9 protein-coding genes are annotated in these 17275 nt (G+C 41.8%); all 9 read left to right on the forward strand.

What is annotated here, in order from left to right:
* Nucleotides 1-20 precede the first annotated feature (20 nt).
* Complete coding sequence (locus BN8899_RS10375) at nucleotides 21-1190, forward strand: FecR family protein (protein WP_065219323.1); 1170 nt, start codon at nucleotides 21-23, stop codon at nucleotides 1188-1190.
* Between the two features lie 62 nt (nucleotides 1191-1252).
* Entirely contained in the window at nucleotides 1253-4834 is a 3582-nt protein-coding gene (locus tag BN8899_RS10380; RefSeq protein WP_065219470.1) for a SusC/RagA family TonB-linked outer membrane protein, read from the forward strand.
* A 10-nt stretch (nucleotides 4835-4844) separates the two neighbouring features.
* A complete protein-coding gene (locus tag BN8899_RS10385; RefSeq protein WP_065219324.1) occupies nucleotides 4845-6308 on the forward strand; it encodes a RagB/SusD family nutrient uptake outer membrane protein in 1464 nt (487 codons plus the stop codon).
* A gap of 1 nt (nucleotide 6309) precedes the next feature.
* The gene (locus BN8899_RS10390) at nucleotides 6310-7275 is read left to right on the forward strand and encodes a hypothetical protein (protein ID WP_065219325.1); all 966 of its coding nucleotides are present in this window, start codon (nucleotides 6310-6312) and stop codon (nucleotides 7273-7275) included.
* Between the two features lies 1 nt (nucleotide 7276).
* Nucleotides 7277-9676, forward strand: a complete 2400-nt coding sequence (locus BN8899_RS10395; RefSeq protein ID WP_187376844.1) for a zinc-dependent metalloprotease — start codon at nucleotides 7277-7279, stop codon at nucleotides 9674-9676.
* 13 nt (nucleotides 9677-9689) lie between these two features.
* Nucleotides 9690-12023, forward strand: a complete 2334-nt coding sequence (locus tag BN8899_RS10400) for a DUF5117 and DUF5118 domain-containing protein (protein ID WP_065219327.1) — start codon at nucleotides 9690-9692, stop codon at nucleotides 12021-12023.
* A gap of 1 nt (nucleotide 12024) precedes the next feature.
* Nucleotides 12025-15219, forward strand: a complete 3195-nt coding sequence (locus BN8899_RS10405; protein WP_065219328.1) for a prolyl oligopeptidase family serine peptidase — start codon at nucleotides 12025-12027, stop codon at nucleotides 15217-15219.
* Nucleotides 15220-15276: 57 nt separating this feature from the next.
* Nucleotides 15277-15948, forward strand: coding sequence for a hypothetical protein (locus tag BN8899_RS10410; protein WP_065219329.1), 672 nt, complete (start codon nucleotides 15277-15279; stop codon nucleotides 15946-15948).
* A 75-nt stretch (nucleotides 15949-16023) separates the two neighbouring features.
* On the forward strand, nucleotides 16024-17097 hold the full coding sequence (gene mtnA / locus BN8899_RS10415; protein ID WP_065219330.1) for an S-methyl-5-thioribose-1-phosphate isomerase: 1074 nt from the start codon (nucleotides 16024-16026) through the stop codon (nucleotides 17095-17097).
* Nucleotides 17098-17275: the final 178 nt, after the last annotated feature.

The raw sequence follows: 17275 nt of genomic DNA on the forward strand, positions 1-17275 counted from the left end.
ATAGAAAAAATGATTCTACAATGGAAATTAGCGATAGTGTGTATCAAGCAATATTCGAGACTTGGACCGGTAAGGCAACTCGGGAACAACGGTCTTGCGTGACACGGTGGCGACAGGAGTCGCCGGAACATGAGTGTTATTACCGGGAGTTGTTTCACTTGTATTGTAGAGTGAGTCGGGTTGGTAAGTATGATAAAATTGACATGGAAGTTGCAAAGTCCCAGATGATGCGGCAATTGTCGGAAAAACGAAAAAGGAGGCAATGGAGATTGCATGTATGGAGGGGGACTGTTGCGGCTTCAATTCTCGTGATATTTACTTTGTTTTATATTTGGCAAGGTGAAGAAAAAGGAGTGGTATCCTTGGATGCTGATCAGGTGATTGGCGGTCAGCGCGGTGTGACTTTAGTGCTGGGAAACGGCCAGGAGGTTCCTTTATCCCGGGATTCTTCTTTTGAATTGGAGGAGGGGAATGTGCGTGTACGGCAATATTCCGGGGAAGGTGTGTATTTCGTGGATAAGGACGATTCTCGATTAAAAGAAATGCCTGTTGAATATAATACGATACGGGTTCCTCGGGGAGGAGAATACGTGTTGACCTTATCGGACGGGACAAAGGTATGGTTGAATTCTGCCACGGATTTGCGTTTCCCGGTACGGTTCACGGGAGAAACCCGAGAGGTGGAGATCGTGGGGGAGGGATATTTTGAGGTTGCCAAGGATACGGCTTGCCCTTTTATCGTGCGTTCCGGGGGAATGGAATCGCGGGTGTTGGGGACTTCTTTTAACGTGAGGGCTTATGCGGATGAAATATTAAAGACCGTAACGTTGGTTTCTGGCAAGGTACAAGTGAAGGCTGGTCAGGGTGAGGAGTTATTATTGCCAGGATGGCAGTCAATCTGGAATGAATGGGAGTTGAGAAAGCAACAAGTGAATGTCGATCCTATTATTTCTTGGAGAATGGGAATGTTTGATTTCGTGGAAATGCCTTTGGAGGAATTAATTGTGCAGTTGAGTCGATGGTATGATGTGGATTTCTTTTTCGAAAGCCAAGATATCAAGAAGATCCGTTTCACGGGAGCGGTTAAACGGAGTAATTCTTTGAAGTTTATGTTAGATTTTTTGGAGTTTGCTTCAGGAGTAAGATATGAAATCAGGAATAAAACAGTTCGTTTATATAGTGTGAAATAAAAAGCCCTCGGGTGTTAGCGGCACCTTCGGGCAAAGTGTTGTAAAATTTAATGATCAAAAGTATGAAAAAAAAGCGACAATGGAGGTTACTTTTGTTGAAAAAAGAACCTTTGAGAACATTTTTTAAAATGAAAATCGTTACGATGATGCTTTTCGTTTTTGTGTTAGGGGTACATTCGGAGGGAATTGCCCAACATAAGATGAACGTGAATTTTGAGAGTGTAACTTACGAGGACTTGTTTCAAGAAATTCGCAAGCAAACGGGTTTTGTGGTGATGTATAACAGTGATGTGTTAAATAAGCATGCCAATGTGAAGGCTAATTTCGGAGAAATTGAGTTGCGAGATTTGTTGGATCGAGTATTGTCGGCGAGTGGTTTTGTTTATAAGTTAGATGGAGAATTTGTGCTTGTGACGGTCAAAGAGAATGATAAGAAGGAGAATAAATCCCGTCCGGTCAAAGGTTTGATCACGGATGAGAAAAAGTTGCCATTGCCGGGAGTGACAATTGTCTTGAAAGGAACTTACGTTGGTACGGTGTCTAATGACAAGGGAGAGTTTTTTTTGAATGTCCCCTATACGGTAGACACTCTAATTGTCAGTTTTATAGGAATGAAAACGCAGTATGTCGCTTTGGTAAAGGACCGGAATGAATACACGATCGTGATGAAAGAGGAGGCAGAGCAATTAGGAGAGGTGGTCGTTACCGGTTATCAAGAATTTGACAAATCGCGGATGGCCGGTTCTATTTCTTCGATTAAGGCGGAAGATTTGTATTTCAGCGGGACAAATACGTTGGAACAGGCATTGCAAGGACGTTTGCCGGGAGTGGTTATCACGAATCAAAGTGGTCTGGTCGGTGTTCGTCAGAAGGTCCGGGTACGGGGAACTTCCACTTTGTTGGGAAGCCAGGAACCGGTTTGGGTGGTAGATGGTATTATCCAGGAAGATCCGCTTCCATTTAATACACAGACTTTTAATAATTTAGGGGAGATTAATTCGGATAATTTCGATTACATCCGAAATTTTGTGGGAAGTTCTATTTCTTGGTTGAATCCTAATGATATAGAGAGTATCACCGTGTTGAAGGATGCTTCTTCCACGGCTATTTATGGGGTGCGTGCCGCTAACGGGGTTATCGTGATTAAAACAAAACGAGGAAAAGCAGGTAAGCCGACAATTTCTTATTCCGTGAATTTGAATGTTGCCGAACAGGTGACTTATGATAAATTGGAATTAATGAATTCCAAGGAACGGGTGTCCGTATCCAAGGAAATATTTGAACGTGGGTTAAATGCGAATTGGACTAATAACACGATAGGTTATGCGGGTGCGTTGAATCGTTATTTGAAAAAGGAATTGACCAAGAATGAGTTTGAAGAGGAAGTGGCCCAGTTGGAAACCGAGAATACAGATTGGTTTGATATTCTGTTCCGAACACCTTTTAGTCATTCTCATTCTTTATCTGTTTCCGGGGGAAGTGAGGATGTACGTTTTTATACTTCTCTTTCTTATGGCTCGAACAAGGGTACTGCTGTCGGGAATGATTCGGAAAATTTCGGGGCGAATGTCGGGGTGGATGTGAATTGGAAAGAACGAGTAAGAACTTCTTTCACGTTATCCGGTTCTTATGTTACAACAAATGGATTTTATATTGTAGATCCGTATGGTTACGCGAGGAAAACCAACCGGGCTATAGCTGCTTACAAGGATAACGGAGAGTTGGCTTTTTACCAGCAGGCTAACGGATATCTATATAATATAGTTAATGAACGAGATCAAACGGGGAACGTGAATAAAACCTTGTCTTTAAACACGAATTTGAACTTGAATGTGGATATCACGAGTAATTTGAAATATCAGATGTTGGGAAGCGTGAATGTATCTTCTGTAATCGGGGAATCTTGGGCAACGGAACGTACGGCTTATATTGCTGCCATGCGTTGGTATGATTATGGAACAGTGAAACCAACCGATGCCGATTACAAGAATTCTCCACTTCCTGTCGGGGGAGAATATAATTCGGTGGAAACGAAGGCTTTGACCTGGAATTGGCGTAATGCTATCTCGTTTGACAAGGTATTTAATGAGGTACATGCGTTGACGACCATGTTAGGTATAGAATTTTCCAGCACGAAAAATACCGGTTTTTCTTCCACTGCTTACGGTTATTTAAAAGATAGAGGAAAATCATTTGCGCAAGTACCTATTCAGCGGATAAATCCTGTGAATGGGAATGGTATGGCCAACGAGTTGTTGAACAAATTTACCCGTAGAATTACAGATCGCCTCACGAATCAAATGGGGGCTTATCTGACATTAAATTATGCTTATGACGGTCGTTACGTGGTGAATGCCAGCGTGCGTACGGATGCGTCCAATCGTTTCGGGAGATATGCCAACGAGAATTTCAATCCGGTATGGGCCGGGGGAGTGCGTTGGAATGTAACCCGCGAACATTGGTTTAGTCACCAGAATATCGTGTCGGATTTAAATTTACGTTTTAGTTTCGGATATCAGCGTAATATGGCCACGAATTATAGCCCAAGTTTGATCGTGAAAATTCCCACGGGGGCGTCAGCCAACGTGACAGATGTCCACACGGGAGAAAATTTGTTGAATATAACTTCTTTGCCATACGAGGATTTGCGTTGGGAAAAAACGATGTCCTATAATTACGGGGTCGATTTGGCATTGTTTAATAATAAAATACAAGTCGGTTTCGAGTATTACGTGAAAAAGGGGAAGGATATAATCACTTCGTTGATTTTGCCGAGAGAATATGGTGTGGAAAATATGCCGGTGAACGGGGGAAGTATGAAAAATACCGGTTATGATTTGAGTGTAAGTTTTGTTCCGGTACGTACGAAAAACTTTACATGGAATGTGGGAATTAATACATCCCAGAATAATAATAAAATTACAAAAGTCGGTGTTCAAAATTTGACGTGGAAAACTGCCGTGTCCGGTTCTTATACCAAGTCCGGTTATCCGGTATCTGCATTTTGGGCGTTTGATTGCGAGGGAATAGATCAAGAAACCGGTTATCCTATTATTAATCTGGAAACACATGGCGAGGAAGACCCTTCTGTCGATCCGACCACTTACATGGTATATGCCGGTAAATTGGATCCGGATTTCACGGGAGGTTTGTCCATGTCGTTCCGTTATAAACAATTCACGCTTTCCACGAATTTTTATTTGCAATTAGGGGGCAAGAAATTTTTAGCGGATGCTTATCAGTCAACAACGTTGCCTTCCGAGTACGAGAATTTGTCGTCCGAGTTAAATGGTCGTTGGCGGCCGGGTGATACGGATGCCTGTTTCCCGGGATTGCCGGATAAGAATGTGGTCAATTTTTCACTGCCTGATGGAAAAACCAGTAACGAGTATGAAATGTATAACAAGAGCAATGTGCGGGTGGTCAATGCTTCATCATTGAAATGTAATAATTTGTCGATTAGTTATTTCTTGCCGGGAAAATTTACCAAACATTTGTATTGCAAGGGAATTAGCATGAGTGCCAGTATGTCGAATCCGTTCCGGATTGTCAGCAAAGATTTCAAAGGACGGGATCCGGAAGTCGCAACAGGGCAGCAACCCGTGATGAGTTCGTATTCATTTAATTTAAGTGTAACTTTTTAATCAAAGGATTATGAAGAAGTATATTAGTTGTTGTTGGATTGGATTCTTGTGTTTGCTTTCCATTTCTTGCCATGATTTCTTCAAGGAATCTAGCCAGGACGAGATTATACCTTCAACGGTTGAGGATTTGCGGGCGGTGTTGTATAGCGAAGCCTATCCTTATACTTTGGGAACGTATGATACGTATCTGTTATTGTTGACTGACGAGATCCAGTGTAATGGATTGAAACATAATAATTATGTGGCGGTGCATGAAAACGGCACTCCCGTGTTTACGTTTAACCCGGAAATGTTCGATGGCGTGGAGGTTTTCCCGGATGAGGCGAATGGCTGGAAAGCTTATTACAAACAAATCATGGGGTGTAATGTGATTCTCGATCAAGTGGAAGAGATCAGCGGTAATGAGCAAGAAAAAGCGGCATTGAAGGCCCAAGCTTTATTATTGCGTTCTTTTTATTATATGAAGTTAGCTATGATTTACTGCCAACCTTATAACGGGGAAGGGGTAAATCCCGAAATCGCTTTAGGATTGCCTTTGATGTTAACGATGGAGATAACGGATGATTTCCCCAAGCGTTCTTCCTTGAAAGCTTTGTATGATCAAATTGAAAAGGATTTGTTAGCGGCTGCCGCGATGTTGAAAGAGAATGAAGAGTATCTTCCAGGCAATGTATATAGAGTAAATCCTGTGGCAGCGTATGTGTTATTGTCTCGGTTTTATTTATACAAAGGGGATGATACTTCACTGAATGAGTCGATTAAATATGCAGGGTTGGCAATTGAGAAGGGACCCTTATTGACTTTTTTACGTAATATTCCCAATGGTAAAAGTATTTATGATACGGATGCAAGTTCGGAGGTGGTATGGACGTATGGTGCGGCTTCGACCTTTAAGCATGCTATTTATTTCGGGAGCAATCGGTATTCAGGTGCTATGCCTTGGACGGTTTCCAATAAGTTCATGACGTTGTATGATGCCGAGAATGACCTGCGTTATAAGACCTATTTCCAGATTTCAACAGGGGAAGTTTATGGCAATAAGGTCGGTTGGAACACGTTTAATGGTTCGGACCGGGGTATTCGGATGGCGGAGGCATATTTGAACCGGGCGGAGGCACTAACCCGGCGTTTTGTGAAATCCGGGAATGAGACGGATCGTGTCGAGGCTTTGAAATGTTTGAATGATTTACGGGAAACAAGATTTGTAGAGGGTACATACGTGAATGAAGATATTACTGATGGCAATAAGTTGTTGGCTTTTTGTTTGGAAGAACGTCAACGGGAACTGTGTTTAGAGGAAGGGTTCCGGTGGTATGACATTAAACGATTAGGTCTTTCTGTCAGTCATAGCTATATCGATGCCGAAGGGATCGCGCATGAATACGTGTTGGAAAGCAATTCTCCTTTATACGCTTTGCCTATTCCCAAAGATGCTATAGATAGAAATTATCAATTAGAACAAAATCCGAGATAGTATGAATTTAAAAAAATATTTTTATATCATTTTGTTGTTACAAATGGTGTTTGTGACAGCTTGTTATACAGAGGATGATTTGAAGCCCTCGGGAGAAATAACCAGTTATTCTGTGCCGCAAGGGGATCATGATTATGATGATGTGATTGTTTCTTATTACGAGAAGTATGGTTCTTGTTTATTGTATAAATTTACCGAGAAAGATACTTATTGGACGCCTTCTGCTTGGATGAATGGTGTATTGGGAGAAGGAGGGAAAGCTGGATATATAATTTCGTTTGCGAATGAGAATTATATCGGCAATCAGTTGGGGGTAATTGAAGATTTGTGGTTCGCCCATTATTCTGAAGAATTTTTATCCAAATTCTTGCCTGTGACCATCTTTCTTTGTTCCGAGATTGATTCCGTGTATATGAAATGGGATTTTTCAACAGTTCCGTTTTCTCAGAAGGGAATAGGGAAAAAAGTAGATGCATGGTATAATTATGATAACATTTGTGTGGGTCGCGGCAATGAGTCGTCCATGCGGATGACGGCTGACGACTCGTTGAAATTTCGGGATAAGATTAACCGGATATTTGTAGAAAGTATTTTGGGGCGGGGTTTGTCTGTTCCCACGAAAGAATTTGATGAGGTTGTAAACTACAACGAGAGTAAGCTTACTTCAAAAACACGCCCTGAGTTATGGAAATTGGGTATTCCCCGTCAGGTCAGTTATGGTATTAGTGTCGCGAATGATTGGAAGAGTTTTATTCTGATGATGATTGGCCATTCCGAGGAATTCTTGACTAGGGTTCCTCAGTACACGGATAACTATAATGATACTGAAAAGAATTTTGACGGTATTTTGAACCCTGCAAAAGATGTGAACGGGTTGCTAAAGAAACGTTATGATATGGTGCGGAATTATTTTATAGAGAATTATAACATGGATTTGCAGTCCGTGGGTAATGGATTATACGAGTAATATGAGATATTTGTTTGTATGTATATCACTGTTATGCATTTGGGGAATAAATGTCATTGATGCACAAGGGCAGCATATTAATTTGCCGTTGGATAGCGTTATTCGGAAAGATGCGGTGAAAAAAAGTGGTTTTTGTACGGTATATGAACAGGATAGTCGTTATTATCTGTCTATTCCGGAAGATAAATTGGAACGGGATATTTTAGTTACGATAACCATATTGAAAGGAAGCGCACGGGTGGAACGGGATCCGGAAATGCGTTTCGGGTACGGGGGAGACTCTGTGTTCGAGCGTTTGATGCGTTTTAGAAAAAATGGGAATACTATAGAAATTGTGTCTCCTCGGGTGTATTACCTGAGGGATGCAAGCTCTAGTTATGATGCTTATCTTAAAAGTACTTTTGATGGTGTCGATGTAGCTCTTCCTGTTGTAGCGACGGATGGTAATTCTTACTTAGTGGATATCACTGAATTGTGGATGAAGGATATGGATTTCTTCCTGTTGAAAGGTGCCAAAGGTATTATGAAATTAGGAAATTTTCTTTCCCAGTACTCTTATCCACTGGAGGCGCAAGTTTTTCCCGAGAATTTGAATTTTGTTTCCCGTTGTGCTTATTCGGTGGCAGATAAAGTGAAGGACGGGGATTTCGCGTTGACAACGTGGGAAGTGGTCGCATCGTGGTTTCTTTTGCCGGAAAAACCGATGGACGTGAGATTATTTGATGAGCGGGTCGGTTATTTCACGACTATATTAGATGGAATGTTGGAACGGGATGATAAAATGGGAAAGGTGTTGGTTGCTAACCGCTGGAGGCTGGAGCCGAAGCCGGAAGATATGGAAAAGTATAAGCAGGGAGAACTGGTGGAACCTCAAAAGCCTATCGTGTTTTATATTGATAGGTCAACTCCGGATTATCTGGTCCCCTATTTTATTCAAGCGATAAACGCATGGCAACCCGTTTTTGAAAAGGCCGGTTTCAAGCATGCGATTTATGCAAAGTTAGCGCCGACACTGGAAGAGGATCCGGAGTATAATGAAGGTGACGTGCGTTACCCGTTGGTATCTTACAAGGCATCGCCGATCCCGAATGCTTATGGCCCGATGGTGGTGGATCCTCGTTCCGGAGAGGTGATTACAGCGCATATTGCCATTTTTCATTCAGTGCAGAGCTTGTTGCAACGGTGGTATTTCGTGATGTGCGGGGTAGTGGATCCTCGGGCTCGAGAATATCCTGTTAATAAAGAAGTGATGGGAGAGCTGGCTGCAACTGTTTTGACGCATGAAGTGGGACATTCTTTGGGTTTACGCCATCATTTTGTGGGAAGTACGGTATATCCCGTGGATAGTTTGCGAAGTTTATCTTTTGTTCGGCGGCATGGATTGGGGGCATCTATTATGGATTACCAGCGGTTTAATTATATTGCTCAGGCGGGAGACGGTATGGAGTTGCGGGATTTATTGCCGAAAACAGGTGTGTATGATGATTTTGCCATTGAATGGGGATATCGTCTTTACCCGGAGTGTAAAAGCCTGGAGGCAGAAACGGAATGGTTAAGATCATGGGTCACTGAAAAACGAAAAGATTATACATGCCGCTATATGGAGGAAACGACGTTGCAGGATCCTCGAGTCCAATCGGAAGATTCCGGGGATGATGTTATTTATGCCAATCGCTTGGGAATGGCTAACCTGAAGGTTATTATGGATCATTTGGAAGAGTGGACTCCGGAAGGGAAAAACTATGCTACATTGAGAGAACGTTATATGTCTGTATTGAACCAGTATTACAATTACGTGAATCACGTGTTGAAATACGTGGGTGGTATCTATTCCAATAATCCGGACCGTAACGAGGATATGGCAGTATTGGAATTTGTGGATAGGGAAAAACAGGAAGCTGCTTTCGACTTTTTAAAGGAGTATGTTTTTTCGGATCAGAATTGGCTTTACCGGGAAAAGTTGATGCAGAAGACCGGGGTTGATTTTAATAGGCATATACAGGAGCCGATAGCAGCATTGGTTGCCAAGGCGTTGATGAAATACAATTCCCTTGCCAAGGGAGAGGAAATGAACGAGAAGGGATTGTCCGTTCGGGAGTACATGGATAAATTATATGTCGCATTTTTTGAGACGAGACCTCTTGAAAAACAATTATCTCGTTACGAAAAGATGTTACAATCGGTTTTATTGCAAAATTTGGTGATTAGTGTGGAAAATCAGGCTAATTTGTATTGCGGTAAGAATTTGTCGGTAAATACTGCTGTGGTGAAAATAAAAAACAGACTGAAAGAGGCGTTGAATCAGCCGAAATTGGATGTATTGACATCGGCTCATTACAAGACCTTGTACGATTTTATTATTTTATGGGAAACAGGGGAAAATAGTGCCTTATTACATTAAAATTGATTCAAGTATGAAAATACTCAATAAATATATATTGTTTTTATTTGCCTGGTTGATTACCGGCATTGCAAAGGGACAGGTTGTCAACACTCCTATGTCGTACAATCAATTTTGTGAACAAAAAGACTTGAAGACGATAGAAGGATTCTATACAGTTTATAATTTGAAGGATAAGTATTACCTGGAGATTCCCGGGGAAGTGATGGGACGGGATGTGCTGGTGACAACGCAGGTCGTGGCAGGAAATGCTTCTTTTATATCACCGGCTTCCGGGGTTATTCGTTTTAGAGTGGGATGCCATAATACATTGCAAGTGTACCGTCTACGACCGGTAGAGGTGACGGATTCCTTGGATGTGTACATGGCGGAAGCTCTTCGGAAATCAGGTTTAATACCGGTAGATTATACTTATCCTATCGTGGCGCAGGGGGAGAAAGAAGGGAATGTGATTATTGATTTGACGAATGAATTGAATAGTGCCGGGGGAAATTTGTTTAATGTAAGCGGTTATGCCTGGTTAAATCACCCTGATCCTAGTCGTTCCGGTGTAGAGGGAGTGCGGGCTATCGAGCAAGGGGTAGCGTTTTTGGTTGCCCGTTCCCAAACAGATTACCAGAATAACCCGAGGAATGGAGTAGGGAGTGATATTGCTTCCACGTTTAGACTGGAGATGGTGTTGCAGTTGTTGCCACAAAAGGAGATGGAATTGCGGGAAAGTCACCCTGCTTATGGTTTTGAAACGGTATCCCGAATGTTTTACGATTCGGAGAAATATACAGCTTCTAAACAACAATATATTCAACGTTGGCGATTAACTGCATCCCGGGAACAATTGAAACAGCAAAGGCGGGGGGTACTTATTCAGCCGGAACGTCAGATTTGTGTGTATGTGGATCCCTTGGTACCCCAGCCTTTCGTGGAAAGTATTAAAAATGCTTTAGCACAATGGTCTGTCGCATTCGAAAAAGCCGGTTGGAAAAATGTTTTCAGGTTGAGTAGCGATGTCACAGATGCTTCGTTGGTGTATGGATCGATTTTATTCCGTTGGGGAGCTGCTTATAATGATAATAATTATTCTAAGATCGTGAATCCGGTTACGGGAGAAATTTTATGTGCTCGCGTGAATATGATGGATGAAAACGCAAAGAGTTTGTTAGATACTTATTTCCTGCAGTGTGCTTTGTTGGATTCTCGTATTCGGAAAGATTTGTATGATGTTTCCGTGCGTCAGGATATCGTAACGGCTCAGCTCGCCTCTTTGTTTGCACGGGTGTTGGGCATGCAGCCTAATGGAGTTGGGAAACTAGCGTTTAAACCGGCAGATCTTCGTTCCGAAAAATGGTTGAATAAATACGGTTTATCGGCTTCCGTTTCTTCTGCTCTTCGTTTTAATTATGTGGCTAGACCCGAGGATAAAATCAGCGTGAAGAATTTGTTTCCCCGGGTATCGGTGTATGATTATGAAGCTTTGCAGTATGCTTACGGAAATTCAAACCGATTGCCTTCTGTGAAAAGCAGTTTCTATATGCCGGAGGAAAAAGTTAGTTCTTCTTTCGAGCAGAAATATGATTTATCAAGTGATTTGTATGAGGCTAGTCTGGCAGGAATCCGAAATATTCAGGAAATTTATCCTAAGTTGGGTAAATTGTTGAATGGTTTGCAGGGGAAACAGGATACTTGGAAAAGATTGTCGGATTATTCTATTCGTTCGTTGGCATTATATCAGGCTTATTTGGAACAGATGATGGAGTTGGTCGGTGGTAGCATGAAGCATACCATTATCCGGGGCCTGAATGAATCTCCGGTTTCATACGTGTCCAGGGAGGAACAAATTAAGGTGCTTGCTTACATGGAGGAAAATGTGTTTCAACAAGTGAGTCCTTGGATTTATAAACCGGGATGGTATAAAGAGGCTAATTATAATTTGGATGATATGATGAAAGGTATGGCGATTATTTTAGCCAAACGATTTTATAATCAAGAAGCTATGATCGCCTTGATCGAATCGGAAAGGATTTCGGGAGAAAAGAAAGCATATACGGTGAAAGAGTTGTTGGCTTATGTTGATCGAGTAATTTTCGAAAATTATGATACAGAGAAACCCGTTTCAGATTACAAGCGTGCGTTGCAGGCCGGATTTGTCTTTAATTTTGCTGTGGAGATGGCTAAAAATCATATTTCTTTTGGGTTGGGGAGGTATGGCGTAGATGTGTTGCATGTTTATTTTATCAAGATGGCGCAAGAAGTGAAGCGTTTGAGCGAAACACATCAAGATCCGGTGACGAGAGAGAACTATCGGTTGATTTTAATGAAATTGAATAGAGAGTATTTTGATAAAAAATAGTATGATGAAAAGAATTTGCTTTATAGTTTTCCTATGCTGTTGTTTCTTACAGGGCATTGCGCAGAATCGTGAGATAAATTTTGGACAAACTACATTGGAGGAGGCTCTGGAAAGAGCTTCCCAATCCAATAAGTTGATTTTCGTGGATTGTTATACGACATATTGTCCACCTTGTCGAGAGATGGCAGCCACGGTATTTAAGACGGACAGTGTCGCTGATTTCTTTAATGCGACTTTTGAAAATGTGAAAATGAATATGAGTGAAAAGGAAAATAAACTCTACATGGAAAAATATTTTGTTGGGGCATTTCCTTCTTTCTTGTTGTTGAATGCTAAAGGAGAGCTGTTGTACAAGTTCGTGGGAGGCATGTCGGCAGATAAATTTATGCGGCATATCCGATTGGGTATGGATCCCGATAATGAGGTTGTGCAGATGAATATGGTGTATTCTTCAGGGAAGTATTCCAATAAGTTTATGCGTGATTATATCCGTCTGAAATTAAGATTGTTGGAACGAACTGAGGCTGTACGGTTGACTGCGATGTATTTGGAATCGTTATCATTCAAGGAACGAGCCAGCAAGGAGAATTGGTTTGTTTTTGACGATAAAACATTGTGTGAGGTGAATAATCCGAATATGCACTATTTGTTTGAGCATTGGCGTGATTTTGTAAAACAAAATGGAGAGAAGGTTGTCTTCGATCGGATTGCCTATTTGTGCCGCTGGATGAGTGAATGGGAATTGCGTGATTGGAAATATGAAAAGAGCGAGTCTGATTTTGAATTTTATAAACATTATCTCGCAGAGATGAATATTCCGAATAAGCGGGATTATTTGAGAATGATGGAAATAAATCAAGTGCATGCAAGTGGTGATAAAGAACAAACAAGAAATTTGTTAGCGGAATATGTTCCAGATTTCACGGTGGAAAACCAACAGATTTTGTTTGCAGGAATGGGGTTGTTTCCTAATGTAGAGAGAGAGAAGGGAACGCAGTTTTATGAGTTGGCTAAAAAGATCTTGTTGAAAGGGGAAAAATCCAATCTTACGAATTTTTTGGAATCTATTGTAGATGTTGAAGAGATTTACGGAGGGGAAAAATATGATGTACCGGCATTACAAACGAAAGTTGGGGGAACTTCTATTATTCCTTTTTTTCATCCAGCGAAAGAAATGTTTTGGTATGTGTTAGAAAATGCCGAGGGGCAAAAACAGTATTATGCTTATGACCGGAAGCGTGGGAAGCGGGTTTTGTATGATTTTGAGGTTATTGACCGTTGCTTGCAGAAAATGGGGGTGGCGGAAAATCACGGGATGATATTTTATAATCCGAAATTTACAAATGATGATATTGTGCCGGTGCTGAGTATGAATGGGAAGGATTATTTGTACGATGCCAAAAAGCGGACACTGACCCCTTATACATCTGCTAAAAAGTTTTCTATGCGTCCTTTCGGGTATTCCCCGGATACGTGTTATGAAGTACACATGCGTGATTATAATTTGTGGATAAAGAATCGAAAGACGGGGGAGGATACGCAGTTAACTTTTGACGGGGAAAAGAATTGGGATTACGTGGTGGCGGATATGCAATGGATGGGACAGAATGGTGATTTTTATATTACTCGGGAGGATTCCCGAAATGTCAAAGAGTTTGCCGTGTTGTATACTTGTACGTTTGGAGGACCTTCCGTACATTCGTATAAATATGAATTACCCGGAGATTCTTTGGTAAGAAAACAAAGTTTGTACGTGGGGCAAGTTAAGGATGGAAAGTTGATTAAGGTCGCGGTGGAGAAATGGTCGGGACAATTGTTGCAGATTTTAAAAACTCCGGACGTGGAGGATCGGGTGTTCTTTATCCGTAAGAAAAGGATTCGTGATGAGTTTGAATTATGTTCGGCAGACGTGAAAACGGGAGAGGTGAACGTGATTTTGCATGAAGTAAGCAAGCCCTATATTAGCGAAGAATTGTTTAGTTGTCATGTGGTGAATAGAGGACGAGATATAATTCTTTGGTCTGATCGTAGCGGTTGGGGACATTATTATCATTATAACGAGAAGGGTGAATTAGTGAATGCAATCACCGTCGGTAACTGGACTGCCGGCAGAGTGGCGAAAATCGATACCTTGAAACGAGAGATGTTCTTGTACGGTTATGGCAAAGAAAACGGGCGAAATCCCAATTACGCATATTTGTATAAAGTTGGTTTTGATGGTTCCCGTTTGGCTTGCTTGACTCCGGAGAATGCTGCACATCATGTGTTTATCAGTCCTACAGGAGATTTGATTGTGGATAATTTTTCCCGTATAGATACTGTGCCGCAGGTATCTGTGCGAGACAGGAATGGCAAGTTGATGACAATGTTGGAAAAACCGGATGTTTCGAAATTGTTGAATTATGGCTGGCGTTTCCCAGAACAATTTACCGTGAAAGCAGCAGACGGGAAGACTGATCTTTACGGTATTATGTGGAAACCGTTTGATTTTGATTCAACGAGAGTGTATCCGATTATTTCACAAGTATATCCGGGTCCTTTCACGGAAACGGTATGGACGGAGTTTACGGTATTTGACCGTTATAATAACACGGCATTGGCTCAACGAGGGTTTATTGTGGTTTGTATGGGGCATCGAGGAGGTTCTCCTTATCGGGATAAGGCTTATGCCACATATGGGTATGGTAATCTGCGGGATTATCCGTTAGCTGATGATGTATGTGGAATCCGGCAATTGGGACAGCGTTTTTCTTATATTGACACAACCCGAGTGGGAATTTACGGCCACTCTGGGGGAGGTATGATGGCGGTGGCGGCTATTTGCTCGTATCCGGATTTCTACAAGGTGGCGGTAGCTTCCTCGGGGAATCATGATAATCGGATTTATAACCGTACATGGGGAGAAACTTATCAAGGCATAGGGGATAACAATCATTTTCAAGTGGATTTGAATCAGGATTTAGCCAAAAATTTGAAAGGACATCTTTTGCTAGTAACTGGAGAAGTTGATCAAAATGTACATCCGGCACATACGATGAGAATGGTGAATGCTTTGATCTTGAATAATAAAGATTTTGATTTACTGGTTCTTCCGAATCAAGGTCATCATTATGAGGGACACTACAAAACTTATTTCGAGAAGAAAAAGCGGGATTATTTTACCCGTTATCTTTTGGAAGAAGGGAATGTTAAGTGAAATGTTTGTGTATAAACAAGTCAAATGGATGTTGTTTTATTCATGAAGTAGAGTGTAATGAAGTGTTGTTATTTGTTGTTTATTAGTTTGTTATTTGCTTGTGTAAGAAATGTTGATGTTAAATCGCAACAACATTTGCCAGATGGCACATTAAAGAGTGGAGATGAGGCTGTTATTCAGGAATTAAAGAACTTTTATGAATCTTTGAAAACGACATCGTGTGCGGCTCAAAGGACGAAATTAAGTTCTTTCGCTTTTTTTGAAAATATAGATGCATATACAGTTTTAAAGATACCTTATTATGTGCTGAATCAAGAAAAATTTTACGAGAATCCTTCTCCCAAGCAATTAATGAATAATTTGTATCAACCGGATGAAAAGAAATGGTTTGTGGGGATGGGGAGAGATACGGTATTATTTACTGCGGAAAAACAAGATTCTGTTTGGATACCACGCACTTTTATCTTGGATTGGGGAAAGGTTATAAGTTGGCTCCCGGCAAAATTGAAGAAGACCGGAGCAAATGACTATAAAATTTTTGAGTTGGGGAATAATATTTATATTACCTTTAAAAGAAATGAGACTAATATTTATTATGTAGTGACGGGTTTGCAGGAATGGTCTGAGGCTCAATTTTGTGGACTTGCACTTGATTACATTAATCAAAGAAAAGCTTCCTCTACTCGAAAATTTCCTATGAGTGATGGTTGTGAAGTAAGCCCTGAGTAGTTATTATATGGTTCTTTAGTTTCTGCTTTTTAGGAAAAAGTAATTTTTTATTAATATTGCGGAAAATGATTGACTATGGGAAATTTGTTTACGATGGTGACTGTTCGTGCCGATTATGAGCAAGGGGCGTTGGTGATTTTGGATCAGACGCAATTGCCGAATCAGGAAGTATATTTGGCGTTAAAGACGGCGGAGGAGATTTGGGAAGCGATTTATTCTTTAAAGGTGCGAGGGGCTCCGGCAATCGGGGTGGCGGCTGCTTATGGAATTTCCGTGTTGATGCAGGGAGTGGAGAAGATGGATTTCGAAAGTTTCTATCAGGAGTTCGTGAAGATAAAAGTATATTTGGCTTCTTCTCGTCCCACTGCAGTGAATTTGTTTATGGCGTTAGATCGGATGGAAGCCCGGTTGTTGCGACATAGAGGGGAGGGGCTGGCGGCTTGGAAACAGGCGTTACGGGAGGAAGCTGAGGCTATTCGTGCGGAAGATGCCGGAGCGTGCCGTCGTATTGGAGAGTGGGGGCTGTCGTTATTGAAACCGGGAATGGGATTGCTCACGCATTGCAATGCGGGACATTTGGCGGTGTCCGAGTACGGGACGGCGTTAGCGCCGATTTATCTCGGGCAGGAGAGGGGGTATGGTTTCTCGGTTTTCGCCGACGAGACTCGTCCTTTGTTACAGGGAGCGCGTCTGACAGCTTTCGAACTGCAAAAGGCGGGGGTGGATGTTACTTTGATTTGTGATAATATGGCATCGGCGGTAATGAAACAGGGGCGGGTGCAAGCTGTGCTGGTGGGGTGTGACCGGGTGGCGGCTAACGGGGATACGGCAAATAAGATCGGGACGTCAGGTGTCGCGGTGTTGGCGAAATATTACGGGATTCCGTTTTACGTGTTGGGACCGACTTCCACGATTGATTTGGAATGTCCTGCGGGAGAGCAAATCGAGATAGAGGAACGGGCTCACGAGGAGGTAACGGAAAAATGGTATACCCGGCGAATGGCACCGGAAGGAGTGAACGTTTATAACCCGGCTTTCGACGTGACTTCTGCCGATTTGATCACGGCTATTATCACGGAAAGGGGGGTAGCTTATCCTCCGTTTGAGGAAACGTTGCGGGAATGGAAAGTGAAAGACATTTTGACATAATAATTTATATATTTAAAGACAAAATGACAGACGATTAGATGCACCGAGAATTTTTTCTTTTTGAGAAATGGGTTCTCGGCAGGTCTTTTCCTGCTTGTTTAACAGGAAGATAGTGTGATTGTTTATTTCGTTTTTCAATCGTGAAACTTTTGGACGGAACTTTCGGTATATACTTTGT

This window comes from Butyricimonas sp. Marseille-P2440 (assembly GCF_900091675.1).
Lineage (GTDB): Bacteria > Bacteroidota > Bacteroidia > Bacteroidales > Marinifilaceae > Butyricimonas > Butyricimonas synergistica.